28 protein-coding genes are annotated in these 26,431 nt (G+C 44.0%); 10 read left to right on the top strand and 18 right to left on the bottom strand.

The genetic code is table 11. The annotated features are described in order from the left end of the window. Nucleotides 1–62: 62 nt before the first annotated feature. From AVL57_RS08165 to AVL57_RS08155, 3 genes are all read right to left on the bottom strand, one after another. Nucleotides 63–1,043: a transposase gene (locus AVL57_RS08165; protein WP_057796250.1), complete on the bottom strand. Its 981-nt coding sequence runs from the start codon at nt 1,041–1,043 to the stop codon at nt 63–65. 80 nt (nt 1,044–1,123) lie between these two features. Next, a complete protein-coding gene (locus AVL57_RS08160; protein ID WP_057792825.1) occupies nt 1,124–1,309 on the bottom strand; it encodes a hypothetical protein in 186 nt (61 codons plus the stop codon). Nucleotides 1,310–1,376: 67 nt separating this feature from the next. After that, nucleotides 1,377–2,033 (bottom strand): arylesterase, encoded by a 657-nt coding sequence (locus AVL57_RS08155; protein WP_057792824.1) that lies wholly within the window; start codon nt 2,031–2,033, stop codon nt 1,377–1,379. Nucleotides 2,034–2,050: 17 nt separating this feature from the next. On the opposite strand from AVL57_RS08155, the gene AVL57_RS08150 reads away from it, so the two are divergent. Together AVL57_RS08150 and AVL57_RS08145 are read left to right on the top strand one after the other, a co-directional pair. Then, entirely contained in the window at nt 2,051–2,749 is a 699-nt protein-coding gene (locus AVL57_RS08150; RefSeq protein ID WP_057792821.1) for an ABC transporter ATP-binding protein, read from the top strand. Nucleotides 2,750–2,764: 15 nt separating this feature from the next. Beyond that, the gene (locus tag AVL57_RS08145; RefSeq protein WP_057792819.1) at nt 2,765–5,287 is read left to right on the top strand and encodes an ABC transporter permease; all 2,523 of its coding nucleotides are present in this window, start codon (nt 2,765–2,767) and stop codon (nt 5,285–5,287) included. A gap of 304 nt (nt 5,288–5,591) precedes the next feature. Here AVL57_RS08145 and AVL57_RS08140 read toward each other — a convergent pair whose 3' ends face one another. Next, nucleotides 5,592–6,485, bottom strand: a complete 894-nt coding sequence (locus tag AVL57_RS08140; protein ID WP_057792817.1) for a TIGR01777 family oxidoreductase — start codon at nt 6,483–6,485, stop codon at nt 5,592–5,594. Between the two features lie 68 nt (nt 6,486–6,553). Beyond that, nucleotides 6,554–6,922 (bottom strand): dihydroneopterin triphosphate 2'-epimerase, encoded by a 369-nt coding sequence (gene folX, locus AVL57_RS08135; RefSeq protein ID WP_057792815.1) that lies wholly within the window; start codon nt 6,920–6,922, stop codon nt 6,554–6,556. A 75-nt stretch (nt 6,923–6,997) separates the two neighbouring features. Between folX and AVL57_RS08130 the strand changes: the two genes are divergently transcribed. Further along, on the top strand, nt 6,998–8,041 hold the full coding sequence (locus AVL57_RS08130) for an AI-2E family transporter (RefSeq protein WP_057792813.1): 1,044 nt from the start codon (nt 6,998–7,000) through the stop codon (nt 8,039–8,041). Here the strand turns inward: AVL57_RS08130 and AVL57_RS08125 are convergent. The 3 genes from AVL57_RS08125 to AVL57_RS08115 are packed head-to-tail and all read right to left on the bottom strand — an operon-like array spanning nt 8,038 to nt 10,325. Next, on the bottom strand, nt 8,038–9,363 hold the full coding sequence (locus AVL57_RS08125) for an ATP-binding protein (RefSeq protein ID WP_057792811.1): 1,326 nt from the start codon (nt 9,361–9,363) through the stop codon (nt 8,038–8,040). The two genes, AVL57_RS08130 and AVL57_RS08125, sit on opposite strands and share 4 nt — an antisense overlap. Nucleotides 9,364–9,373: 10 nt before the next feature. Then, nucleotides 9,374–10,048, bottom strand: a complete 675-nt coding sequence (locus AVL57_RS08120) for a response regulator transcription factor (RefSeq protein ID WP_057792808.1) — start codon at nt 10,046–10,048, stop codon at nt 9,374–9,376. A gap of 1 nt (nt 10,049) precedes the next feature. Then, nucleotides 10,050–10,325: a PepSY domain-containing protein gene (locus AVL57_RS08115; protein ID WP_057792806.1), complete on the bottom strand. Its 276-nt coding sequence runs from the start codon at nt 10,323–10,325 to the stop codon at nt 10,050–10,052. A gap of 501 nt (nt 10,326–10,826) precedes the next feature. On the opposite strand from AVL57_RS08115, the gene AVL57_RS08110 reads away from it, so the two are divergent. Continuing rightward, complete coding sequence (locus AVL57_RS08110) at nt 10,827–11,291, top strand: pyridoxamine 5'-phosphate oxidase family protein (RefSeq protein ID WP_057792804.1); 465 nt, start codon at nt 10,827–10,829, stop codon at nt 11,289–11,291. Nucleotides 11,292–11,614: 323 nt separating this feature from the next. Here the strand turns inward: AVL57_RS08110 and AVL57_RS08105 are convergent, their stop codons facing one another. From AVL57_RS08105 to AVL57_RS08075, 7 genes are read right to left on the bottom strand one after another with little or no spacing between them, the layout of a single operon-like run. Further along, nucleotides 11,615–11,914, bottom strand: a complete 300-nt coding sequence (locus AVL57_RS08105; RefSeq protein WP_057792802.1) for a YciI family protein — start codon at nt 11,912–11,914, stop codon at nt 11,615–11,617. 17 nt (nt 11,915–11,931) lie between these two features. Then, entirely contained in the window at nt 11,932–12,741 is an 810-nt protein-coding gene (trpA, locus tag AVL57_RS08100) for a tryptophan synthase subunit alpha (RefSeq protein ID WP_057792800.1), read from the bottom strand. Beyond that, nucleotides 12,741–13,922, bottom strand: a complete 1,182-nt coding sequence (trpB, locus tag AVL57_RS08095) for a tryptophan synthase subunit beta (RefSeq protein ID WP_057792798.1) — start codon at nt 13,920–13,922, stop codon at nt 12,741–12,743. Before trpB ends, trpA begins: the two co-directional genes overlap by 1 nt. A gap of 15 nt (nt 13,923–13,937) precedes the next feature. Further along, nucleotides 13,938–15,335, bottom strand: coding sequence for a bifunctional indole-3-glycerol-phosphate synthase TrpC/phosphoribosylanthranilate isomerase TrpF (trpCF, locus tag AVL57_RS08090; protein WP_057792796.1), 1,398 nt, complete (start codon nt 15,333–15,335; stop codon nt 13,938–13,940). Then, entirely contained in the window at nt 15,328–16,359 is a 1,032-nt protein-coding gene (gene trpD / locus AVL57_RS08085; protein ID WP_057792794.1) for an anthranilate phosphoribosyltransferase, read from the bottom strand. The genes trpCF and trpD overlap by 8 nt, the downstream gene beginning before the upstream one ends. A 4-nt stretch (nt 16,360–16,363) precedes the next feature. Further along, a complete protein-coding gene (locus AVL57_RS08080) occupies nt 16,364–16,993 on the bottom strand; it encodes an aminodeoxychorismate/anthranilate synthase component II (protein ID WP_057792793.1) in 630 nt (209 codons plus the stop codon). Then, nucleotides 16,990–18,612 carry an anthranilate synthase component 1 gene (locus tag AVL57_RS08075; RefSeq protein ID WP_057792791.1) on the bottom strand — a complete coding sequence of 541 codons (1,623 nt, stop codon included), beginning with the start codon at nt 18,610–18,612 and terminating at the stop codon, nt 16,990–16,992. The genes AVL57_RS08080 and AVL57_RS08075 overlap by 4 nt, the downstream gene beginning before the upstream one ends. A 285-nt stretch (nt 18,613–18,897) precedes the next feature. Between AVL57_RS08075 and AVL57_RS08070 the strand changes: the two genes are divergently transcribed. From AVL57_RS08070 to rluB, 5 genes are all read left to right on the top strand, one after another. Next, a complete protein-coding gene (locus AVL57_RS08070; protein WP_057796249.1) occupies nt 18,898–19,782 on the top strand; it encodes a PHP domain-containing protein in 885 nt (294 codons plus the stop codon). 138 nt (nt 19,783–19,920) lie between these two features. Continuing rightward, nucleotides 19,921–20,541, top strand: a complete 621-nt coding sequence (locus AVL57_RS08065) for an L-threonylcarbamoyladenylate synthase (protein ID WP_057792788.1) — start codon at nt 19,921–19,923, stop codon at nt 20,539–20,541. Between the two features lie 9 nt (nt 20,542–20,550). Further along, complete coding sequence (locus AVL57_RS08060) at nt 20,551–21,363, top strand: segregation and condensation protein A (protein WP_057792786.1); 813 nt, start codon at nt 20,551–20,553, stop codon at nt 21,361–21,363. Nucleotides 21,364–21,365: 2 nt separating this feature from the next. After that, nucleotides 21,366–22,010: an SMC-Scp complex subunit ScpB gene (scpB, locus tag AVL57_RS08055; protein ID WP_057792784.1), complete on the top strand. Its 645-nt coding sequence runs from the start codon at nt 21,366–21,368 to the stop codon at nt 22,008–22,010. Continuing rightward, complete coding sequence (gene rluB / locus AVL57_RS08050; protein WP_057792782.1) at nt 22,003–22,899, top strand: 23S rRNA pseudouridine(2605) synthase RluB; 897 nt, start codon at nt 22,003–22,005, stop codon at nt 22,897–22,899. Before scpB ends, rluB begins: the two co-directional genes overlap by 8 nt. A 160-nt stretch (nt 22,900–23,059) precedes the next feature. Here the strand turns inward: rluB and AVL57_RS08045 are convergent, their stop codons facing one another. Then, nucleotides 23,060–23,818: a hypothetical protein gene (locus AVL57_RS08045; RefSeq protein ID WP_057792780.1), complete on the bottom strand. Its 759-nt coding sequence runs from the start codon at nt 23,816–23,818 to the stop codon at nt 23,060–23,062. Between the two features lie 225 nt (nt 23,819–24,043). Here AVL57_RS08045 and dkgB point away from each other — a divergent pair, with 225 nt between their 5' ends. After that, nucleotides 24,044–24,847 (top strand): 2,5-didehydrogluconate reductase DkgB, encoded by an 804-nt coding sequence (gene dkgB / locus AVL57_RS08040; protein WP_057792778.1) that lies wholly within the window; start codon nt 24,044–24,046, stop codon nt 24,845–24,847. Nucleotides 24,848–24,946: 99 nt separating this feature from the next. Here dkgB and AVL57_RS08035 read toward each other — a convergent pair whose 3' ends face one another. Both AVL57_RS08035 and AVL57_RS08030 read right to left on the bottom strand, forming a co-directional pair. After that, nucleotides 24,947–25,513: a sugar O-acetyltransferase gene (locus tag AVL57_RS08035; RefSeq protein WP_057792775.1), complete on the bottom strand. Its 567-nt coding sequence runs from the start codon at nt 25,511–25,513 to the stop codon at nt 24,947–24,949. 31 nt (nt 25,514–25,544) lie between these two features. Then, a complete protein-coding gene (locus AVL57_RS08030; protein WP_057792773.1) occupies nt 25,545–26,216 on the bottom strand; it encodes a DUF4097 family beta strand repeat-containing protein in 672 nt (223 codons plus the stop codon). Nucleotides 26,217–26,431: the final 215 nt, after the last annotated feature.

Below are 26,431 nucleotides of genomic sequence, written 5' to 3'. Positions count from 1 at the left end.
CTATTAAAGTATATTAGCTTCGTTTCTTGTTGATTTCGCGTTATGAATTTAACGTTGAAAGCCTATTGAAGGTATCTTCTGGCATTTGCAATGTTTGGCTTTCTGCCATATTCGCATGCAGAGGCATACACGCAAATTCGCTCTGCAGAGCCGATAGGGCCTGCGAATTTCCTTTCTAGTTTGGTTGAAAGGGTAATCCAAGATTTACCAGAAACCTTAAGCCTGTCTAAGATAGGCTTAATTTTTTTGGGAATAGCACCTTTCTTATCTGAGCGCATAACGCGACCGGTTTCATCAACCAGTACTAAGTAATCGGTTAAATTGAAGGGCAGGCTGCTTTCATTAACTGGAACTTGATCATTAAATGGCATAAGCCGAGCAGGCACTTTGTTTACTTTCAAAGCATTAATTCTGTACTGAATGCTGGTGAAGTGGGACTGCTCTGGAGTTTTGGCTATATCGGCCCGGATGGGATTTAAATCGGTATAGGCCATGGTTGCTGCAAGCGCATTTTCAGACAATATCGCTTGGCTTTTGAATCGGCGCTCCCAAAAGTAGCCTGAACACTCATCTTCTTTATTCGCTTTTCGAGCAATAAACTCATTTAATAGCCGCATGAACCAACTTACGCTATACAAGCGATGACGGTAAATCTCACTTAATTCTTCAGCTTTTTGAAGCTCTACTTCAGATAATGAACTTCTGGTCTCTTCATCAAGATAACGTTGGACTACTGAAGGGCAACGGTAAAAATTTTTCCAGCGAAGTAACACTTCATCCATGCTCCAATGTTCAGCTCTCGCCTTTGCGATATGAACCACAATATGAGTGTGATTGTGCATTACGGCATAAGCACAAAGGTCAATGGCAAAGGTTTTCGTGAGCTTATGTAACCTGTCTACAATCCACTGTCTGCGGTGGTTGTAGTTTTTGCCTGTGCTGGCATCAACGCCACAGAGGAAGGACTGTCGCACACAACGTGATGTGCAATGATAATAAGGTGTGACATCTAAATTGACTTGCTTGTATCGAGGTAGCGGCATTTCCATATCTCCGAGTGATTCGGAAATAATTATGCTGGAAATGCGTTAATAAACTACTGTGCTTAGGGCGGGTTTTATGACTAAACGTAGGTATCTATACGTGAGCCAACTCGACTGTCTGTGGCAGGTGCCGCTTCTTGCGTTTGCTGGGGCGCACTTACTTCAGTTTGCTGGCTAGCACGTTGTTGAACCTGTCGCTGAGGTTCTTGTTGTGGCGACTGAAGTACATTCGATACTGGTGTTGACGTTGATGATGAAACGTCCATAACAATCTCCAAATTAAGCTGTTATTTGTTTAGCGTTTAACATATAAGGTTAAAAGCATAGCACAGGTTAACGCTTGTTTATGATTAAAGGTGTCAATTTTTCGAACATAAAATCTACAATCATTGGTTGTGCTTCAGCGTTCGGATGAATACCATCACGTTGCATTAAGTCTTTCTGAAGTGCTATGTCCTCAAGAAAAAAAGGAATTTTTGTAACTTCATGTTGCTCTGAGACAGTCTCAAAAGTGTCGCTAAACATTTGTGTATAGCGCTTGCCGTAATTAGTGGGTATTTGCATGTCTTGCACAAAAACAACGGTATTGTCTGATTTTGCTATCCTAACAATTGCGCTCAAATTGTCCCTAATCTTACTGATGCTGTGCCCTTGAAGGCCATCGTTACCACCAAGTTCTACTAAAATGTGACTTGGTGTATGTTGTTCAATTAACCTTGGAAGCCTAGCTAAACCGCCATCTGTGGTCTCACCGCTTACCGCAGCATTTACAATGTCGATCGATATATTCTCGTCACGCCAGCGTTTTTGTAACAAACTCACCCAACCTTCTTGTTGATCTAACCCGTATGCAGCAGATAGGCTGTCACCTAGAATCAATAATTTAGCTGAATTATTAGGGACGGTTGTATCGGTCTGATCTGATAATGCAGATAACGGTATAAATAAAAGCAGTGTGAACAAAACGGCGCTGCGAAAACGATAAATCACGAATTGATGACCCCTATATGATTAAAACATCCAAAGTAACTAAGTCTGTAACTACGAGCGAAGGTACGCTTGAGATCCTTCATCCTATATCTTTTGAAGTCAAGTCTGGTGAGTCCGTTGCCATTATCGGTGCGTCAGGTTCAGGAAAATCTACTCTATTAGGACTATTGGCCGGCTTAGATGAGGTCTCCCAAGGAGAAATTCATCTAGATGGCGAACCATTACATACTATGGATGAAGAGGCTCGCGCTGTGTTGCGGGGTCAAAAAGTAGGCTTTATTTTTCAGAGCTTTATGTTAGTGCAAAGTTTAACGGCCATTGAAAATGTAATGCTGCCGGCTGAAATCGCAGGCTTAGACAATCCTAAGCAGATGGCAACTAAGATCCTTGAGCAAGTAGGCATTGGTCATCGCGCGAGTCATTACCCAAATCAACTTTCAGGTGGTGAACAGCAACGTGTTGCTATTGCGCGGGCTTTTATCACTTCTCCTAAAATTCTATTTGCTGATGAGCCGACTGGAAACTTGGATGCAACAAACAGCCATAAAGTAGAAGACCTTCTTTTTGCGCTGAACCGAGAGAAGGGCACAACATTAGTGCTGGTTACCCACGACAACAAGCTTGCCGATAAGTGTGATAGGCAGTTAACCATGCAAGCGGGCGAATTGACTGAGTCTACTGTCTTATCGGCGATAAAGCGTACAGAGGCCGTATAAATGGAGGCCCTATAAATGAGTACGACATCGACCTTGGCATGGCGATTGTTTCGTCATGAGGCGAAGCGCGGAGAGTTAACCATCATTCTATTGGCAATTGTGTTGTCGGTAGGAGCGGTATTATCATTGTCGTTATTTAGTGAGCGGTTGCAAGGTGCCTTAAAAGAGCGCTCAGCGGCATTTATAGCAGCTGATGCACAGTTACGCTCTGATACCCCCATTGATGAGGCTTGGTTACAGCATGCTCGTGATGGAGGGCTTAACACGGCAAAGCAGGTGACTACTCGGTCGATGGTGTTTCACCGTGACGAAATGTCTCTGGTAGACCTTCGGGCTGTTAATGAAAATTATCCACTAAAGGGCACGGTTAATACTACTGATGTGCCTTTTGGACAGAAAGAAGCGGCAAGAGATTTGCCCAAGCCAGGCGAAGTGTGGCTGCAGTCTTTGTTGTTTCAAACGCTGAAGCTAAGCTTAGGAGACAGCATTGAAATTGGTGATGCTGAATTCACGGTAACCAAAGTGTTGGTTGATATTCCTGATGCAGGGTTCAGTGTTTTTAACACAGACCCCATCGCCCTTATTAGACTGTCCGATTTGGATGCAACGGCCATAACCGGGCCAGGTAGCCGGGCACGTTACGTGGGCTATTTCGAAGGTGAAAGTAGTGCTATTAGCACTTTTTACGACTGGCTAACTCCTAGTTTGAACGATGATTTACATAACTGGCGTACAGTTGAAGATGACGAATCAGCCATTGGCCGTTCGGTAGCCAGTGCTGAGCGCTATTTTTTATTAGCGAGTTTACTTGCCATAGTGCTTGCTGCGGTTTCCATTGCGGTGGCAGCTCAGCGCTATAGCCAACGCCATTTCGACCCCGTGGCTATCATGAAAACACTCGGAGCGACAAAGCAGGTCATTCGCCGAATCTATCTTCTTCAAATTCTATTTATCACTGGGCTAGGCATTATTATTGGATTAATAATGGGTTTCATTGGTCAGCAAATTGTGGTGTGGTTAGTTGCTGAACAAGTTGATGTGGCGTTAACTATTTGGCACTGGCGGCCAGTACTAATTGCAGTTTTCACAGGGGCTACATGCTCATTGTTGTTCTCGCTTTACCCATTGATGCAGTTGTTTTCAATTCCTCCTCTGCGGGTGCTTCGCCGTGATTTAAGTACCAATTTGCGTTCTAGAACTATCCAATACGTGGCATCGGGTGGCGCTATTTTTCTACTGATGTGGATTTATAGCCAAGATTTGATGATAAGTCTTATTTTGTTTGGCTCTGGTGTGGTTTTAGTTGCAGGTTTGCTAGGCGCAACCTTTTTGCTGATTGCAGCGGGACGCAAATTCGGCTCAGGTAAAATGGGCCCTTGGCAGCTTGCATGGGCGCGAATTAAGCGCCGTTCAATGGAAAATAGTGTTCAGCTGATTAGTTTCTCAGTCACTATTATGTTGTTACTTGTGGTATTGGTTATGCGCAACGATATGGTGTCGCAGTGGCGTTCTCAATTACCTGAAGGCACACCTAATTACTTTTTGATTAATATAACTGGTGATCAAAAAACAGAATTGGACACACACTTCAAATCAAACGGAATCACCATCGAAGAGTTTTACCCTGTAATACGAGGGCGCTTCGTTGCAGTGAATGATGACAGTGTAAATACTGAAGTGTCTAAAGAGGACGATTCGAATACTGAAGGGAGACAAGGACTTGGACGTGAAGCGAATTTAACGTGGAGTAATTCGTTACAAAAAGAGAATGAAATTATCAGTGGTACATGGCATGGGGATAACACTGATGCATTAGAAGAGGACGTATTCGCCGTTTCAGTCGAAACCGATGTAGGGGAGCGACTTGGCATTGAATTAGGCGATATGCTGACGTTCAATGTGGGAAGTGAAATTGTTATAACCAAGGTAACAAGTTTTAGAAAAGTGAACTGGCAAACTATGCAGCCTAACTTTTTCTTTGTTATTCAACCTGAGGCTATGGCGTCGTTCAATCCCACTTACATTACCAGCTTCTATTTACCCGAAGCACAGAAATCACAACTAACCACGTTGTTAAAGCCATTTGCGTCTATCACTATGTTTGACGTTGATGCGCGAATTAACCAGCTAAGAGATATTGTTAATCAAGTGTCGGTGGCCATTGAATTTATCTTAGTCTTGGTACTTGTGGCAGGCAGTTTAGTGTTAATTGCCCAAGTTCAAGCCAGCATGGATGAAAGACGACAAGAGTTGGCAATTTTAAGAACGCTTGGGGCAAAAGGCAGTTTAATTCGCAAAAGCGTGGTGTTTGAGTTTCTAATCATCGGTGTGGTTGCAGGTTTCATGGCAGCGCTCGCCAATGAGCTTAGCTTGTATATGCTGCAAACCAATGTGTTCCAAATGACCGCAAGTCTACACTTTGAGTACTGGGTTATTGCGCCGATTGTTGGTGCGATTGTGGTAGGCGCGTTAGGGGCAATTGGATGCTGGCGTTTGCTTACGTTAAATACATCAGCACTGCTGAGAAAGATGGTTTAGCGGCTGTTTAGCTAACGAGAGTTAGGAAAGGCCGTTTTAAAATGTAAGTGAATCGGACAGTCACTCAAGTGAGTGTTCTATCTCGCTTGAAATGGTTTTGCAAGCCAACCTACAAAATGTTGGACACACACCTAAATTCGAGTGTGTGTCCAATTTCTAATTTCACTTGAATTCAAGTTTGTGTTCAATCCTGTTTTAATTCAAATTGGATAAATTCAAGTTCATTATAAGTGTCTGTCCTAGCTGTTCTTAGCTGTTCGCTATTAGCTCGAGTGTGTGTCCTACTCAGTGGGAGTAAGCTTCACTACTTATAAATTGCTTCTAGCGCACCTTGTAAAGTGGGGTAAGTAAATGTGTAGCCTGAGGTAACGAGCTTTTCAGGTAGCACTTTTTGGCCTTTTAATATCATGTCAGAAGATTCACCCATAGCTATCTTCATCACGAAGCTCGGTACGGTAAACAAACACGGTCGTGAAAGCGTTGCCGCTAATGTCTGCGAGAAATCTTCATTCGTAGATGGTGATGGAGCTGTAAGATTAAACGGTCCATGGCAACTATCATGCTCAAGCAGGTATGCAATAGCCGATACCATGTCATCAATGTGGATCCATGATAAATACTGATCGCCACTGCCTATTTTACCACCTAAGCCTAGTTTGAAGGGCAGTGCCATTTTATCCAATGCCCCGCCATTTTTAGCTAACACTACACCGGTTCTAAGCGTACATACACGCGTTTCGTTGCGAGCTACTGAGGTAGCAATAGCCTCCCATTTAGCACAAAGGTCGTGGGTGAACTCTTCGTGGGGGGGCGTTTGTTCGGTTACATCAACACTGCCTTTACTGCCGTAAAAACCGATGGCCGAACCAGAGATAAATACTGGTGGTGGAGTGCCCGCACTATTAATTTTTGCCACAATTTTAGAGGTAATATCCCACCGGCTATCGCAGATTCTTTGCTTTTGAGTGTCTGTCCAACGTTTGTCGGCAATGGGTTCGCCAGCTAAATTGATGATGGCATCAAAAATTCCAATATCATCAATGTCACTCACCCCTGAAACAAAAGCCACATCGTCTCCCAATTGTCGCTTAGCTTTTTCGGGTGCTCTGGTTATGACAGTAAACTGATGCTCGTTTATATATTTTTCAATAAACGCGCTACCGATGAGACCAGTGCCGCCTGTCATTAAAATTTTCATACAATATGCCTATAAGAGAGTTAGCAAAAATGCTTATATAAGTGCTTATTAAAGGTCCTGAACCACGCTCAACCGGTTTTATTACACGAAAGCGTTAGCGACACCGAATCAGAAAATCGCAGTGCATGAGGCTTATCAACCTCTACTTCGGCGTAACGTACTGATGAATGTTCAGCAGCTAAACTTAATACGTCGGCAGTGAGTTTTTCGAGCAATGAAAATCGGTTATCCTCTACCAGCTTTATAATGGCCTTGGTAATTACTTTATAGTTCAACGCGTCTTCCATATTGTCGCTGTCTGTCGCTCTTTGGGCATCGTAATCAATTTTTACATTGACGATAACGTCTTGTTTATTGATGATTTCATCTTCATTAATACCAATATAAGTTCTCAATCTCAGGTTTTTAATTTTAATTGTGGCTAAGTTGAAGGTCATTGTATTCTCGTATTTGTAGTTATGTATAAGTCACTGTAAAGTGTTTGAGTTTTTTATTAGGAATGAAGCACACAAATGTCCATGGAATTGCGCTCACCCATAGCGAAAGTACTTATTGTTCTCGCATGTTTAGTTGTTGTGATGGCGGGGATAAAGTCCGCTAGTACAATTATGGTACCCTTTTTCTTATCAATATTTATCGCTATTGCGTGTAGCCCAATCATTCATTGGACCGGACGTTTTGGCGTGCCTAAATGGCTTTCTATCACCTTAGTAATACTATTAATACTAGTCTTTGGATTTCTTCTTGCTGGCCTTGTAGGACAGTCTATGACGGAATTTAGAGAAAATCTTCCAGAATACCGGGCTAAGCTTGATACCGAGTTTTCGTGGATTATAGAAAAACTCGCGCAATACAATATTAACGTTAACCAAGAGCTAATTGCCACACACTTAGATCCCGCCACCGCGATGTCAGTAGCGACCAATTTTATTAGCGGTATGGGCGGTGTATTGTCGAACTTATTCCTTATATTGTTAACGGTTATTTTTATGTTGTTTGAGGCAGATAGCATTCCAAAACGTCTGCACATTGCATTGTCAGACCCTGACATGAAATTGAAGCACATCGACCGATTCATTCGTTCAGTAAATAGCTATTTGGCTATTAAAACGGTGGTAAGTTTAGGGACTGGGTTAATTATCGGTACGTGGCTTTATGTGATGGGAATCGATCATTTTCTACTATGGGCTGTATTGGCATTTATGCTGAATTTCATCCCTAATATAGGCTCAATAATCGCTGCACTTCCAGCTGTACTTATTGCTTTTGTTCAATATGGTTTGGCATCAGCAGGCATGGCGGCATTGGGCTTTTTGTTAGTGAATACCATTATGGGTAATATGGTAGAGCCAAGGCTGATGGGCAAAGGGATGGGGCTATCTACCTTGGTGGTGTTTTTATCATTAATTTTCTGGGGCTGGTTATTGGGTACAGTAGGTATGCTGCTTTCGGTGCCACTGACTATGGTGGTAAAAATAGCACTGGAGTCTCGAGAGGAAAGCCAATGGCTTGCGGTGTTATTGTCTAGTGCGGGCGATAAAAAAGAAAAAGCTTAAACCGGGAACTTCACAATAAAGCGAGCGCCGCCAATAGGGGCGCGCTCGATAAGCAGTTTACCTTGGTAGATGGCAATAAGATCGCTTACCAAGGCCATGCCAATTCCTTGTCCATCTGCGTAAGTATCTAATCGAGTACCACGCTCTAACAGTGCTTGTTTCTTATCCGAAGGGATGCCGGGACCATCATCATCAATGGTCAACACCGCCCAGTTTCCTTCGTTAATTAGCGTAACCAATACGGTTGAGTTCGCAGCCTTACAAGCGTTATCTAACAAATTTCCAACCATTTCCATTATATCTGTTTCGTCTGCTTTTATGGCGACCTTGTTAGTGGCTTCAATCGTTATCGACAATTGCTTATGCTGATAAACTTTATCCATGGCGTTAGCCACTTTTTGTATGATAGGTAACAAAGGAATAGCCGCTTGCCACCCAGTTTTACCAGCACTAGCACGTTTTAATTGGCGTTGAATGATCTGGTCAATTTGATTTAAAGATTCAACGGCTTGCTCTGGAAGCTTTTTAACCCCTAAAGCCACAGCCAGTGGTGTTTTTAAACTATGAGCAAGGTCGTCCAAGCTGTTTTTATAACGAGCTCGCTGCTGAGATTCAGATTCAATCAGCTCATTAATTGACTGTTTTAACGGATTAAATTCGACAGGGTAGTGCGCATCAAGCTGTTGTTTCTGACCGGTAGAGGTAAGTGAAATTTCGCTAATAAGTTTTCTTACTGGCATAAGCACAAGGCTTATCCCCACTATTATCAGTACAAGCAAGCCGCCGGACAAGATAAGTAGCCAACGCCACACCACCGATATAAAGGTTTCCCGTTCTCCATCAAACAGGTGCTTATTATTGAAAATGTAAAAACGGACTGGCTCGAAGTTGCTTTCTGAGGCAAATTCGGCGGTAAACGCGTAGGCGAAATAATCTGTGTTGCCGTCAAAATTGGCCGTGTAAGATTCAACGAAGAGCTCGTTACCTACATTGACGTTAAGATTTGGGGCAGGCAATGTGTAATCTAATGCTGAAGCCGACTGCCACACAACGTGCCCTCGAAAAACAATCACACCTAAGTAACCAGAGCCTGGTAAGTTAAGCTGCTCTTCGTATAAAATCTCAGGCATGAAGGGAATATCGCCGTCTAGCTCAAAAGCCGAGAGCAACCCTAGGTTCATGAGTCGAAGTTCACTCATCTTGGCTTGGGTTAAACTAGTGGTATAAGCGTCATCTAAAATAACCACAGTCAGCGGTGCAAATAGGGCAAGTACGCCCATCGCTAATAGAATGCTCCGTATTCTCAGCGACAATTGTTTCATCGGTTATGCTTCATAGATTGCGGTTAATCCTATATCCACGCCCGCGAAGGGTTTCAATGGGCTTGAAGCTACTTTCAGGATCTAGCTTTTTACGCAATCGGCCAACAAAAACTTCAATAACGTTACTATCGAGATCAAAATCTTGATCGTAAATATGCTCAGTTAACTCTGTTTTCGAGACCACTTTCTGCGGGTTCAGCATTAAGTATTCCATGACTTTGTATTCGTACGCAGTTAATTCCAGAGGGGTATCATTTACAGTAATTTCTTCTGCGACTGTGTCCAGCGAAATAGGGCCGAACTGTATGACAGGGTTTGCTTGGCCAGAGGCGCGGCGAATTAGTGCTTTAACCCGTGCCAATAACTCTTCATTGTGAAATGGCTTAGTAAGGTAATCATCAGCTCCTGCGTCTAACCCTTCGACTTTTTCTTGCCAGCGATCACGAGCGGTTAAGATAAGCACGGGGCAGCGTATGTCCTCCTGCCTTGCTTTTCGGATAACTTCAAAGCCGTCCATTTTAGGTAAGCCGATATCGATGATAGCTAAATCGTAAGCATATTCATTGAGTTGATAAAGCGCATGCTCGCCGTTATCGGCCAAATCTACACTGTATCCATGTTGCTGTAGTAGGCTGTCAAGCTGGGTTAGTAGGCGGCTGTCGTCTTCAGCAATGAGTATCCGCATGTTAATCCTTTGAATTATTCTTAGATGTCTTCACTTTTCCAGAGCGCTTGTCTACGTCAACAGAGACTACGCGGCCCGACTCCTTTAAAACCTTAACGCGGTATTTCTGGTTAGTTTGGCTTACACGAAGTACACGTCCAGCTTCGGCCTGACGGGCACGTTCCACAGCTTGGCTCTTGCTTAATTCGCCACTTTTTTCCTGCTGTGCAAAGGCATTACCACCACTGCATATAAACAGGGTTAGCACTAAAGCCACCGCGCGAAGTGTATTCACCATATATTCTCACCAAAAAAGCAGGTAAAGCCCGATAGGAATCTAGTATATAGACCGGAGCTGAACCATTACTGAATGTATGTATAAGTCTACCTTGCCAAATAGAGCGTGTACATAAAGCCTTAGTATCAAATCTGAAGTGCAAGAATGAATGTGGGACAGTCACTTAAGTCTAGAAGAAATTCAACTAGCTACTGGATTGGACACACACTCAAGTTTCAAGTTTATAGGTGACAGAAGCCACTCACGCTTGAGTGACTGTCCAACCTTTTTCCTAGTTAAAGTGTGTGTCCAATGTTAGTTCTCGAACTTAGTTGGTGTGAAAAACTTACTGTAAGAGTGAATAGGTTATAGGTACTAGCATGAACCGCTTTACGTTTTTACAGAGCGCCTTGTTTATGTATCCCCTTCATGGCCTCGTCTGTAGCGATTAATGTTTATTCTGGCACGTAGTGTGAATTGCAGTTAGATAAGTTTATTTACATTGTATGCAACGGAGGGAATATGTCGCACGATATTAAAACAGCAATGTGGGAAGCTATGTCTAGTAGCCCAAACGTAATGGTAAGTCTTACTGGTAAAAATATGCACTCAGAGCCAATGCGTGCCCAGCTCGATAAGCATGCTAATAGCGAATTTTGGTTTTATACCACCAAAGATAATCGTATCGCTGAAGGCGGCCAAGCAATGGTACAGTTTTCCTCGAAAGGGCATGATGTATTTGCATGCATTCGAGGAACTTTAGTTCAGGAAACTCGCCAAGACATTATCGATAAATATTGGTCTAATGGCGTTGAGGCGTGGTACGAGAAGGGTAAGGACGATCCTAATCTACTTATGCTGCGATTTAATTTGGCGGATGCCGAGATTTGGGAAGCAGACCCTTCTCTTAAAGGTATGTTTAAATTGATGACGGGCAAAACCATTTCACCAGATGAAATGGGTGAGCATGGCAAAGTTAATTTGTGATTAAATCACTTCAGATAAGTGTGTGTCCAATTTTACGTTTCGACAAGTGATAAATGCCGACCGATTGCCAAACGGGTAATTGGAGTGACTGTCCAAATTTAAAAATGGTTTGGATTTGAGTGTCTGTCCAATTTAGTGTCTGTCCAATTTAGCGTCGCACACAAAAAAGCCTGAAAGGAATGCATTAGCATTTCTCTCAGGCTTTTTTATTGGCAAAATCGAAGCTCAGTGCTTGATTAACGCACATTGACACAAAGGGCTCAAAAAGCTTGCTATAACGCCTTAACTAGTTATAAAGCTGTAAATAGGCAGCTCAATAACCGCTAAGGAAGCACTTTTTTATAAGGCTTAATGATTACGCTTTCGTAAACCCCTGCTTCAATATACGGGTCGGCATCAGCCCAAGCTTGCGCCGCTTCTAGCGATTCAAATTCTGCAACTACCAATGAGCCAGTAAACCCTGCAGGACCAGGATCTGGGCTGTCGATAGCAGGGAAGGGGCCAGCTATCACTAATCTACCTTCATCCTTTAACGTATTTAAACGCGCTAGATGCGCAGGGCGTGCGGCTAAACGATTTTCTAAGCTGTTTGCTACATCGCTAGCACAAATCATATAAAGCATATTATGGCTCCTAATCCTTAATCCTTTGCAGTAGCCGCTTTCATAGACTGCACAAACTCACCCAATGCACTTAGCATAGCGTCATTGTTGTCTAGATTAGCCGCAATCAAGTTCACTGTAGCCGAGCCGGAAATTGCGCCCGCTGCACCAGCATCAATAGCCGACTTTACTTGTGCTGGCGTAGAAATACCAAAACCAAGTAGTGGTGGGGCACATTTGTGTGCCGTTAGTCGCGCAATCAACTCAGCAGCAGGAATTTCAACCGCAGTCTCAGCGCCAGTGACCCCAGCTCTACCTAACAAGTAAGTATAGCCTTTCGAGTATTCACCAATTTTTTCCATGGTTTCATCGGTCGCATTCGGCGGTGCAATCAAAATTTGCGAAATGCCATTAGCATCTGCCGCTTTCTGAAATGGTGCAGCTTCGCGGATGGGCACATCAGCTACCAAAATAGAATCGACACCTGCATCACTGGCTTTTTTATAAAAACCATCAATAGACTGTGCCATTACTAGATTGCTGTATAACAACAATCCAATAGGTACTTGTGGGTATTTACTACGTACACGAGCAAGTAATTCAAAGCAGTTAGCAACTGAAACCTTACTTTTATGGGCACGAATGCTAGCGGCTTGAATAGTAGGGCCGTCAGCAATTGGATCTGAATAAGGTATTCCAAGCTCTAGCGCATCAGCGCCACTTTCTACCAATTGGCAAATAATCGCTTCAGATTGCGCTAAATCAGGGTCGCCTATCATTACGAAGGGTACAAATGCGCCTTCATTTTTTGCGTCTAGGCGCGCAAACATTTCTGCATATCTTTCCATTACAGTTTGTCCCCTAAAATTTTGGTTACGTGAGCCAAGTCTTTATCACCACGGCCAGATAAATTCACCACAATAATGGTTTCTTCCTCTGCTTCGTCGGCCATGTTTAATGCATGTGCAAGGGCGTGTGAAGACTCAAGCGCAGGAATAATACCTTCTTTGCGTGCAAGTAATTGAAATGCGTTAAGGGCTTCTTCATCAGTAGCTGCAACGTACTCAGCTCGGCCAGTTTCCGCTAAATAAGCATGTTGAGGGCCAACTGCAGGGTAGTCTAATCCGGCAGACACTGAGTAGCTTTCTTCAATTTGACCTTCGTGGTCTTGCATAATGAAGGTATAAGCGCCGTGCAATATACCTTTGGTGCCGGTCACAATAGTTGCGCCGTGCTCTTTGGTGTGCACCCCTTTACCTGCAGGTTCAACACCCACAAGTCTTACAGAAGGTTCATCGATGAAATCAGCAAACATCCCAATGGCATTTGAACCACCACCTACACAAGCCACAACCGCATCTGGTAAACGGCCTTCTTTTTCTAAAATTTGTGCACGGGTTTCTTCGCCAATCATGCGGTGATATTCACGTACAATCGTGGGGAATGGATGAGGGCCAGCAGCCGTACCTAAAAGGTAGTGTGCTGTATCGTAATTAGCAGACCAATCACGCATGGCTTCGTTTACCGCATCTTTAAGTGTGCCAGAGCCAGCATTTACTGGAATAACTTCTGCACCCATTAGCTTCATACGGAAAACGTTAGGCGCTTGACGCTCAACATCTTTTGCACCCATATAAATACGGGCTTTTAAGCCTAATAATGCGCATGCTAACGCCGTAGCAACGCCGTGCTGGCCAGCGCCAGTTTCGGCAATAACTTCGGTTTTACCCATACGCTTCGTTAAAAGCGCCTGACCTAGTACTTGGTTTGTTTTGTGGGCACCGCCGTGAAGTAGGTCTTCACGTTTAAGGTATAATTTTACCTTAGGGTTGCTCACCAAATTGCGGGTTAGCGTCATTGCTGTTGGGCGACCTGCGTAATCTTTTAATAACCCCAAAAACTCTTTATTGAAGCTAGGATCATCTTTCGCATCTAGAAACGCTTTTTCTAGTTGGTCCAGTGCAGGAATAAGTAGTTCAGGCACATACATGCCACCGAACTCTCCAAATTTTGTCTCTAATTGATTCATGCGTTGTCCTAAGTGTTAATAGCGGCGACAAATTGAAAATAGTTCGGCTAACTTTTCAGCCGATTTTTCGCCTGGGGCACTTTCTACCCCTGAATTTATGTCGATGGTTGCACAGCCTACCTCAATGCCCTGGGCAATGTTGGTAGCGTTAATTCCACCGGCTAGAATGATTTTTTGCTTGTTGGCAATATTGTCTAACAATCGCCAATCGAAGCTTTCCCCTGTACCGCCTTTCGCATTACCTACTTGGCAATCCAGCAGTACATAATCGATATTTTCGTCTTCTAATAATTGAGGTAAATACTCAGGCAATGCGCCTTTAACGCCTTCGGCTTGCCATATCTCACAACCTACTGGCAGGGCGTCTTTCAACGTTGCTCGATATGCTGCATCTTCATTGCCGTGTAATTGAACGGCGGCTAACGAGAGCGATTTAGCTAACTTGGCAACCTCATCGATGTCGTGATTTACAAACACACCCACATAATCGCCTTCAACGGTTGCTACGATATCTTTTGCAGTAGATTCGGTCACGCAGCGAGGTGATTTTTCAGCAAAAATCAGCCCGCCCATACTGGCGCCACTTTCAAATGCAAGTTTTGCTTGTGCAACACTGGTTAACCCGCACACTTTTACCGAACCGTAAATTACGCTGCGAACAGCGCGATTTAAATTAGCTTGCGACATAAGTGCACTGCCTACTAAGAAACCTTGGCAAAGCGGGGCTAAGCGAAGTACATCTTCATGGGTATAAATGCCAGACTCTGAAATCACAACAAAGTCGTGCGTGGCCTTTTCCAGCATAGGCACCAAGTGTTCTGTAGTCGCTAAATCGGTGGATAAGTCGCGTAAGTTACGGTTGTTAATGCCAATGATGTTTGCTTCAAGGGCAATGGCGCGATGCATTTCTTCTTCGTTGCTTACTTCCGTCAGAATATCTAACGACAAGCTATTGGCCACGGTGGCAAGTTCACAATATTGCGTATCGTCTAACACGCTTAACATTAGCAACACGGCATCGGCGTTATAATGACGAGCCAAATAAACCTGATAAGTATCAATAAAGAAATCTTTGTTTAATACAGGCTGTGATACACGTTCTGTAACGTAGGCCAAATATTCAAATTTACCTTGAAAATACTTCTCGTCGGTAAGCACTGAAATGCCCGCTGCATAGGGTGTGTATGCGGCTAAAATTTCGTCTAGGTCGAAATGTTCGCGAATAAGCCCTTTTGAAGGCGAGGCTTTTTTACATTCAAATATAAAGCCCGCAGTCGGTTCACTCAGCGCATCAAACAAGCTTTTATTTGAAGGCACTAAATCTGCTTTAAAGCTTTCAAGGGGCAAAGCCGTCTTTCTGGCATCAACTTCAATGCGTTTATCGGCAACAATTTTTTCTAGCACATTAGGCATCAGTGCTGACCTCCTGACTGATTTTGGCAACCTGGTTTAATACCGCCAAAGGTTTTGCGTCTTTCATCGCTTGCATAGCCATTTCGGTGCCGTCTTTAAATGAATCGGCGGTACCGGTAACTTTTAGTAGGGCTCCGCAATTCATGGCGATGGCAGCGCGGTGGGCCTCTTGGCCTTCACCAGCTAACGCGGCTTCAATGTATTTCTTATTCTCTTCTGGCTCACCGCCCTCAATGGCCGATAACGGGTATGAGGAAAGGCCAAAGTCTTCAGCGGTAACGGTTAACTTACGAATATCACCGTGCTCAAGATCGTAAATGATAGATTCCCCATGCAGAGCAAGTTCATCTAAGCCGTCGCCATGAACAATCATGGCGCGATGTTGGCCAAGAAGCATAAGGGTTTTTGCGTAAGGTTCAAGCAGTTCGGGAGAGTATACGCCGAACACACCATGTGTTGGGCCCGCTGGGTTGGCTAGTGGACCTAGTATGTTGAACAAGGTTCTGGTCTTCAGGGCAGCTCGGACGGGGGCTGCGAAACGCATGCCCGCGTGATAAACCGGCGCAAAAAGAAATGTGAAATTTGCTTCATCTAAGCATTTTCTCGACAATTCTGGCGTAATTTCCAAGTTTAACCCGAATTGTTTGAACAAATCGGCGGAGCCAGATTTACTTGATACACTTCTGTTGCCATGTTTGGCCACTTTCACGCCGCACGCAGCTGCAACAACCCCTGCTGCGCTCGAAATATTAATGGTGTTATGTCCATCTCCGCCTGTGCCTACGATGTCGGCGAACGGGTAGGTGGGGGCAGGAAATGGCTTGGCGTTCGCCACCATGGCGCTAGCCGCACCGGCAATTTCACCTGGTGATTCATGCTTGATTTTTAGTGCTGTGAGCACGGCTGCAATAACGGCTTCGCTTTGTTCACCGTGCATAATGCTGTTGAACAACGTGTAAGCTTCGGTTTGAGACAGCGCCGTTTGTTTGATAAGTTTTTCAAGTAATGGGGTAGCGTCAAACATGGCTTTATCCTTGTTGCGTTAAATAGTCGATGCTTTGCTTCAGCAGCACACTACCTTGGGCCGTTAATATCGACTCAGGGTGAAATTGAAAGCCCAGCATTTTATCAGTTTTATTAAACACGGCCATGACGGTTTCAGAACCATCGTCGTTAACGCAAGACGCACAGGGCTCAAGGGCGTCAGGGAGTGTTTGTGCGGCTAATGAATGATAACGAGCTACATGTAATGGCTGTGGCAGGTCTGTAAACATGTCTTTTTCTGAATGAGTAATAGCAGAACTTTTACCATGCATAACTTGGGTGGCGCGACCCACAATGCCGCCATAGTATTCAACAATGGCTTGATGGCCTAAGCAAATGCCTAGTACAGGAAAGGTACCTGCAACTTTTTCAAGTAAAGCTGGCATACAGCCCGCTTCGCTTGGTGCGCCTGGGCCCGGCGATAGCATTAGCAATACTGGGCCCTTGGTGGCTTGCTCTTGCATTTTCTCAAATAACATATCGGCGCATACGGTATTGCGATATACGTTAATTTCTAAATTTAGCGCGCGTAATTCATCTACCAAGTTATAGGTAAAAGAGTCGACGTTATCGAGCAAGAATAAGGTGGTTTTGTTGATCATAGACATACTCATGCTTGTGTCTCCGCTTCCGCTTTAAGTGCTGCGCTAACCGCGCTAATAACAGCTTGCGCTTTTGCACGGGTTTCATCAGCTTCAGCTTGTGGAACAGAGTCGTAAACTACACCGGCACCTGCCTGTATGAATGCGCGGCCGTTTTTCACGAATGCCGAGCGAATAACAATGCAGGTATCCATATCACCTTGGCCATTTATATAGCCTACTGCGCCTCCATAACTGCCACGACGTTTTTGCTCTACTTCACGAATCAATGTAGCGGCACTTACTTTTGGCGCACCCACTAAAGTGCCCATGTTCATACATGCTTGATACGCGTGCAGCGCGTCTAAGTCATCACGAAGTTGGCCGACAACACGAGAAACAAGGTGCATAACATGAGAATAGCGGTCTACTTTCAATAAGTCTTTTACAAAGCGACTTCCTGGTCGGCTTACTTTCGCCACATCATTTCGAGCTAAGTCGACGAGCATGATGTGTTCAGATTTCTCTTTATTGTCTTCACGCAAGTTAAGTTCAATACGACTGTCTAAATCGTGATTGATACTGCCATCTGGGCGTTTACCGCGAGGGCGAGTACCAGCAATGGGATAAATTTCAACTTGGTTGCTTTCACTTTCGTATTTAAGCGCTGATTCCGGTGAAGCACCAAAAATAGTAAAGGCTTCATCTTGCATATAGAACATATAAGGGCTGGGGTTTTGTTCTTTTAAGTGCGCATAAGCTAGAAGCGGTGATGGGCAAGGCAGTGAGAACGTTCGCGATGGAACCACTTGGAAAATATCTCCTGCAAGAATGTGCTGTTTTAGCTCAAGCACATTGTTGCAGAATTCTTCATCGCTTTTATCTACGCTTACTGCAGTCTCTTCATGACTAACAGCGCCATCAATACCAGAACCTGAGGTTAAGGTGGGTGTCTCAGGCATAGACTGCAATTGTTGGTGCAATGATTCTAAACGCTGGGAAATGCCAAAATATTGCTGAGCCACGTCTTCGCCGCTAAAAACGCTGCCAATCAAGTGGGTTTCACGAGTTTGGTGATCTACCGTAATAAGCGTTTCTGCCAAGTAAAAAACAAAATCTGGACAATCATTCTCGCCATCTTCTACGTGAGGGAGCGATTCAAACCCTGCCAGCATGTCATAGGCAAAAACACCGCCTAAAAAGAGCGCGTGAGGGTGTTGACGAATAGGCGTGATTTTTTTCACGATAATACGCAAGGTATCCATCACACTGGCAGACTTTAAGCGACTGTCTTCGTCTAGTTGCGCATCCGCTGATTCACATATTAAGGTAACTGAAGTTTCGGTACTGTCAACGCATGTTACCCCATCAGGGCACTGCGTTTTAAAAATAGGCAGTACGGAAGCGCCGTTTGCCGTTAGGGCCTTAACTTCAACACGGTTGCCATTGCATTCTAAGCGCAGGGCCGCTTGAACCATCAATAAACTTTGTAAATCGTCTTTAGAGTCAATTTCTGCCGACTCTAACAACAAGGCATTAGGACGTTTGGCACAAATATGTGCGAAGGCTGCAAGAGGGTCGTCGATGTAATGCCCAACTTGCTCAATTGTTTCCACTTTGCCTGGGGTTGTGCCCAGTTCCGCTAAACTCATTTTTGCCACTCTCCGACTGCAAAAAGATAAAAAAAAAGGCCCGTAAATACGGGCCTTTTGTGTTTTATTCACGCACAAATGCGCACACCACCCGTTAATCTAGGGAGTGCCACCACCAAGAAGCAATAGTTGTTGCTGTTGTGATTGTCATTAATTGCATGAATAAACTCGTGTTTGGTTCAATCTTGTACGAACATCGATAGTTATCGAAGGCGTAAATCTGTATACTTGTGCGTATAGAAGAAAACAAATTCACCTTTGTGTCAACCAATTATTGAAAAGCCTTTGAAAATAGATCTCCACAGCCATACCAAATTCTCCGATGGGCACCTCACTGCAGAGGAGCTTATATTGCGCGCACACACCATGCAGGTTGACGTGCTAGCCATTACTGACCACGACACAGTGGCAGGGTTAGAAATGGCGCATAACACGCAAGCGAAACAAAAACGTCCGTTAAAAATTATCGATGGTGTTGAAATTTCCACCAATTGGCATGGTTTCGATATTCATGTTGTGGGGTTAAATGTTGACAGAACCAACCCAACGTTTTTAGCGCAACTAGAAGGCCAAGCACAAACACGCCAAGCTCGAGCAGAAAAAATAGCTGAAAAGTTAGGTAAATGCGGTTTTGAAGGGGTACTTCCACGTGCCATGGCATTAGCTGGCGAAGGGCAGGTCACTCGTGCACATTTTGCTCGCGTGCTGGTGAATAACTATGGTGTTGGCACCATGAATGCGGCCTTTAAAAAGTATTTAGGCAAAGGCAAGCGTGCAGCAGTAAAAGCGGATTGGCCTAGTGTGGAAACTGCTATTGAGTGGATCCAAGGCGCGGGTGGACAAGCCGTGCTAGCACACCCCGTTCATTACGACATGACCGCAAAATGGTTACGCAGATTGGTTGATTTATTTGCCCAAGCGGGTGGCGATGCTATTGAAACCGCGTTTCCCGGCATTAGTAAAGATAAGCAAGCACTGGTGAATGAACTCGCCGCTAGCCATGATCTATTGGCTTCGGCAGGCTCTGATTTTCACTTTCCATCACGATGGACCGAGCTAGGTAAGAATTTGGGTATTAGCAGTAACTTAACGCCAATATGGCACGATTGGCCAGTGGTTGAGGGGTTTGCTGACGCGGTGAACCAATCTGCACCTAGTGTTAGTAACTAGTAGTAACTAGCAAAGTGTTAGCAACTAGCTGCCACCAGCGTTGCATTAGCTACTTTCCATTAGCCGCTTTCTATTAATAGCGCTCCACTAGCTAAATAGGAAAAGAGGCGAAGCAATAGGCATGAACAGGACATTATTATGAGTCAGTTTTTCTATATTCATCCTGAAAACCCTCAGCAACGTTTGTTGAACCAAGCTTGTGAGCTTATCCGTGAAGGGGCGGTAGTGGTTTATCCTACCGATTCTGGCTATGCCATTGGTTGTCAGATGGAAGACAAAAAAGCGTTAGAGCAACTATGCCGCATTCGAGAGATTGGTAAAGATCATAACTTCACGCTCATGTGCAGAGATATGTCTGAATTATCTATTTACGCTAAAGTAGACAACACCGCATTTAGACAAATTAAAAATAACACGCCAGGGTCATACACCTTTGTACTAAAAGCCACCCGTGAAGTGCCCAAGCGTTTGCAAAATCCGAAGCGTAAGACCATCGGTATCCGTGTGCCTGATAACGCCATTGCGTTAGCGCTGCTTGAAACCCTTGGCGAGCCGCTGATGTCTACCTCGCTTATTTTGCCTGGTAATACCATGGCAGAATCAGATCCTGACGTTATTCGCGATAATTTAGAAAAGCAGGTTGGGGTTATTATTCATGGCGGGTATTTAGGCGAGCAGCCTACTACCGTTATTGATTTATCTGAAGATACCCCTGTCATTTTGCGCCGTGGCACGGGCGACCCAGCCCCATTTGAATAGTGTGTACCGATGAGCAGTGAGCAATCGCCCATTCAGCAGCCGCTTCCGCTCGCATTTATTCACGGCGAGGCGTTAATAGAAAAGCCTGAAGACTTATTTATTCCGCCTGATGCACTAGAAGTTATTTTAGAAACGTTTGAAGGGCCGCTTGATCTTCTGCTGTACCTTATACGAAAGCAAAAATTCGATATTATTACCTTGCCGGTGGCCACAATCACTAAGCAATACATGGAATATGTCGATGCTATGATGTCGTTAAAGTTAGAACTAGCGGCAGAATATCTGTTAATGGCGGCTATTTTAGCTGAGATAAAATCACGGTTATTGCTACCAAAACGCAGTAGCGATAGCGACGAAGAAGACGATCCTCGCGCTGAACTTATTAGGCGACTAAAAGAATACGAACTGGTTAAACAAGCTGCTGAAGACTTGGATATCCAACCTCGTTTAGAACGAGACATATTTGATACCCATGTGCTGGTGGCCGACAGTGTTTCTCCAGTGCGAATTGAGCCAGAGATAAGCCTAGTGGAAATTGTACTCGCGTTTAGTGGGGCTATGAAGCGGGCGGCGGCTTTTGAACACCATACTATTGCCCGCGAAGCCTTAAGTACCCGTGAACGTATGTCGTTAATTCTTAGTTTGATAAACGCCAATGAATTTACGCCACTAGAGGGGTTGTTTACGGTGGAAGAAGGTCGCGCTGGTGTGGTGGTGTGCTTCCTAGCCATTTTAGAATTGGTAAAAGAACAACTGATTTTTTGTATTCAGGCAGGTCCTTACGCCCGAATTCATGTAAAATTAGGCAGCAGCGTTGAGTAATAATGAAAAAAATTAAAACAGCTCAATTAAAACAACTGGTTGAAGCCGCCATCTTCGTTGCCGATGCCCCTGTGTCTATTCAGCAATTAAGAGATACGGTGCTAAGTGACTTTACGGTTGCAGAGAGAACCTTAAAAACAGTCATTAATGAGCTAACCTTAGATTATCAACCTAGGGGTATACAATTAGTTAAGGTAGCCAGTGGCTACCGATTTCAATCTGTGGATGCGTTAAGTCCGTGGTTGAGCAAACTATGGCAGGAAACTGCCCCAAAGTATTCCCGCGCTATGTTGGAAACTTTGGCACTTATTGCCTATCGTCAACCTATTACTCGTGGAGAAATTGAGCAAGTAAGAGGCGTAGCGGTAAGCAGTAGTATAATGAAGACACTCACAGAACGAGAATGGGTAAAAGTAGTGGGGCATAAAGAAGTGCCAGGCAGGCCAGCTTTATATGCCACCACCCATACTTTTTTAGATTACTTTTCGCTTTCATCATTGTCGGAGCTTCCCAATTCCGATGCCTTTGATGAAATGGCAAAAAGTACTGAGTCCACCTCGTCGCTTAAGGTGTTAAATGAGGCACCGTCTGAGGTAACAGACCGTGCGACCGAAAACAAGCAAATAAAGAGTGATACAAATGACTGAAAAGTTGCAAAAAGTACTAGCTAATCAAGGGCTAGGCTCGCGACGAGAAATGGAACGTTGGATTGAACAAGGCCGCGTTTCGGTGAATGGTACATTGGCAACATTGGGCGACCGTGTTGACGAAAGTGGCCAGATTCGTGTTGATGGACACTTGTTGTCTCGTCAAACTGAACAGCCTGTATGCCGCGTTTTAATGTATAACAAGCCTGAAGGCGAGTTATGCAGCCGCCACGACCCTGAAGGGCGTGACACGGTGTTTGACCGTTTACCTGCTATTCGTATGGGCCGTTGGATTGCGGTAGGGCGTTTAGATATGAACACAAGCGGCCTATTGTTGTTTACCAACGATGGTGAGCTTGCAAACCGTTTGATGCACCCTAAGTGTGAAGTAGAGCGCGAATACGCTGTACGTGTATTTGGTGACGTAACGCATCAAACGCTGAATACTTTGAAAAAGGGCGTTCAACTTGAAGACGGTGAAGCTAAGTTTTTAAGTATCTCGGGTAAAGTTGCCCCTCCAGGCTCTGAAGAAGAAAGCATGAACCGTTGGTTCAACGTTACGCTTAAAGAAGGGCGTAACCGAGAAGTACGACGCTTGTGGGAATCTCAAGGTGTGCAGGTAAGCCGATTAATCCGTGTTAAATACGGTCCCATGGACTTACAAAAGCGTTTGCCACAAGGCGCTTGGGTAGAGCTGGGTTTAGAAGATGTAAACTCACTACGTGACATTGTGCAATTACCTGAAGAAACGCAAACCATGGTGGATGTACGCCAAGGCAAATTAGATCATGCACGTTTAAGCCGTATGCGTCGCTCTGTGAAAAAGCACAAGGTACGTAAAGAAAATGGCGGTGTTAAAAAGCGGGTAGCGAGAACGCCTAAGCGTTAATAGCAATCTGAATAAATTGATTAGAAAAAACGGGCTTTGCCCGTTTTTTTACAAAATTATCCTTCTGGTACTGCTGTGCCAATCAAGTGCTCTGCTGTGTCAATCAAGTCCGCTGATATGTATATCAAGTTTACGCTTCGAAAGCCTACCGCTAAAACAGTTAGTCGCAATTTGTTCCAGCAGCAATGCCGTACTCACGAGCCCTAGCATTTATTGAGTCTCGGTTTTCAATCACATAACGATTAAGTTTAGCTAACACATCTGGTTGAGACTGGGTAGATATACGATACTTTACTCCGTTAGCAGGAATATTCTTTGCGACCGCCACTAAATCTTCAGGTAAGCCCAGCGACACCAATTCACTTTTAATTGTCGCAATATTCAAATCAATAGCATCCACTAAGCCGTTTAACAGCATGCGAGTAAGGATACGAACCGAACGCTCATTCGCAATAGTCAGCGTGCCGTCAGTACGCTTTTTTTGCCATTTTTCGGCGGGGGTAAAGCCATTTAATAAACCGAGTCGAGTAACCTCATTCATTGGAATGCCACTGTTTTCAGTGAGCACAACCGAGGTATCACATACTGTTACTAACGCTTCACCGTAAATAAGGCCTGCGGTAATGCTTTGCGTCCATCTGGGGTTGTCAGGTAAGCGAAAATCAATAGCATTGTCTTCGAACCAATGATTGAACCGTTGCAAGGGGAGGGGAATGTACTCAAAAGAAATATTATGCAGATCGCCAAAATCCGTCATGATATCGCTTAATAAACCGCGATGTTGCGGGGTAGTAAAGTCCATTACAGGGTAATAATTCATAGCTTCAACACCGACACGCAGGTGTTTAATATCTGACGCTATAGCTAAGTTACTGACAGGAATGCATAAACTTATCAGCAGGTAAAAACGGTTAAACATTAGGACTTCAAGGCATGTATTTAGTGGCGGGCAGGATACTTTTTCGTAAATCCATTTTCCACTTTTTTTATCATTTTCGATGCAGATAGGCGAACATTCGAATTAATGCTGATGCTCTTATTGCATGGACTAACTTTTTTCAATGAATTCGATCTCCCCGTGGTTTGAGTGCGTAGGAACAAAACATCAATGATTTGATAAACGTGCACAAAAAAGGAGACTGATATGAAAGATATGCCTCAGTTAGGAATGGGAACATTTCGTTTGGAAGGTGATACTGCACTCAATGCTGTAACTGATGCACTAGATGTAGGTTTCAGGCATGTAGATACCGCGCAAATATACAAAAACGAGGAGCTTGTTGGCGACGCTATTAAAACCAGCGGCATCGCTCGCTCTGATTTATTCATTACCACCAAGGTGTGGTATGAATCATTAAGTGAAGATAAGTTTATTCCTAGCGTTCACGAGAGTCTGTCGAAGCTAAAAGTGGAATATGTCGATTTACTGCTCATTCACTGGCCTTACCCAGGTGACGATATTTCCCTTGAAGACTACCTCATGCGTTTAAAGCAGGCTAAAGAGCTTGGTTTGACCCGTCATATCGGGGTGTCTAACTTCACGATAGATCAGATTAAACGGGCTGAAGAAATTCTAGGTAAAGGTGAGATATACACTAACCAAATTGAGCTTCACCCGTTCATGCAGAACCGTCAGGTTGTACAAGCTTGTGAAGAGCGCGGTATTGGCGTAACGGCTTATATGCCTTTTGCCGTCGGTGATGTAATGAAAGATGACACATTAACGGCTATTGCAGATGCGCATGACTCTAGCCCAGCTCAAGTGGTATTGGCATGGTTAGATAAAAAAGGGATAAATACCATTCCTTCTTCAACCAATAAAAAGCACTTGGCGCAAAATTTCTCTTATACCGAACTTTCACTAACGGATGATGATATTACCCGCATCGATGAGTTAGATAACGGTGAGCGTATCGTTAATCCAGACTTCGCGCCCAAGTGGGATTAGGCTCTTATCATTAAATAAACACTTATAACCCTCTCACCAATAGCTTGGTGGGAGGGTTACCGGTAAAGAGATACATAAGTTCTGTACAAATATGAGGGTCTATACCTCGCCAACCTCAACGTGTTTAATGATTTTGGCCGGATTACCGCCAATAACAACATTATCGCCGAAACTCTTGGTAACTACAGCTCCTGAAGCCACTACTACATTATCGCCCAAGGTAACGCCTGGGTTTATCACCGCCATACCACCAATCCAACAATTGTGACCAATAGTGATAGGCTTAGCGAACTCAATACCAGTTTGTCTGGAGGCGGGGTCGATAGGGTGTGTTGCGGTGTAAATACCCACTTGCGGTGCAATCATACAGTTATCGCCAATAGTCACCTTGGCAGCATCCAATATTACGCAATTAAAATTAGCGTAAAAGTTTTCACCTACATGAATGTTTTCACCATAGTCGCACTTAAAAGACGACTCTATGTATAAGCGCTTGCCTGTAGTGCCAAAAAGCGCCTTTAATTGACGGGTACGGGCTTTGTGCTCAGTTTGACATGTAGCATTAAGCTCATCTAGTTGTACCCGACAGGACTTACGCAACCCGGTTAATTCACGATCGTTAGGATAGTAAAGTTCACCGGATAACATTTTCTGTTTTTCGTTCATACCAGTCTACATTTGGGATAATGCCAAGACCTTACTTGCTAGACGAATAACTGACAATCACTTTTTCTTGTAGAGCAGGGCTCGCAATATCCAAATTTACCGGGCGTTCAAGAATTATTGAACCGCCGATAGACACATCAGCTTCAATCGTGAGCTTAGGTTTTGTGCTATTTCTCTCTAGCCAGCCTTCGTCACGTATTTTGTAAATAATGTCGCCCTTAACCAAGGTATAGCCTTTAAGGGTGATGTCTCCATTCATACTCTCAATATTGCTATCCACTATGCTGCCAGCAATTTGAATATCACCATTAACGGTTTCTACGCTGCCTTGAATCGTGCTTTGTTGTTCAATGTTTATATCGCCGTTAACCGTTTCAATAGTGTTGGCTACATGCAGATGGGAACCAGCATCAAGGTCGCCATTGACGATGTTGATTTCATCAACACGAACGTGAGAACCCATTTCTACACTGCCATTTACAACACTAATATCTTCGGCTTGGGCATGATCTTCAAGTGATACATCGCCATTGACTGATGAAAGGTCGCCTACTGAACGATGTGTTGCTACATCTACGCTACCAAATACGCTACTAATATCTTCGCCCTCTTGAGCATTGGCGTGGCCAACATGGACGACGCAACCTGAAAGCATTGTTGTAGCTGCAAAAAATAGGGTGCTGGCAATAAGTGTTTTTTTCATCAAAAAGCCTTTTGAGTGTTGTTTAGCGTTATAAATTACGCGTTAAAATCTGATTATCTTTCACAATCATCTTTCACAGAGTATGCCAAGAGTAAATTTTTATAATTATCAGTGGTTTACAATTTTTCATATCATGTCTTAATTATGGCTTTTAAAAACTTCGCTAGATAATAGCGAAATACACCAATTGTTAGGTTTTCGGTTGGTTTTAATTT

Origin of the sequence: Alteromonas stellipolaris (assembly GCF_001562115.1) — a bacterium.
Classification (GTDB): domain Bacteria; phylum Pseudomonadota; class Gammaproteobacteria; order Enterobacterales; family Alteromonadaceae; genus Alteromonas; species Alteromonas stellipolaris.
This window is presented reverse-complemented; position numbering and strand designations above follow the sequence as displayed.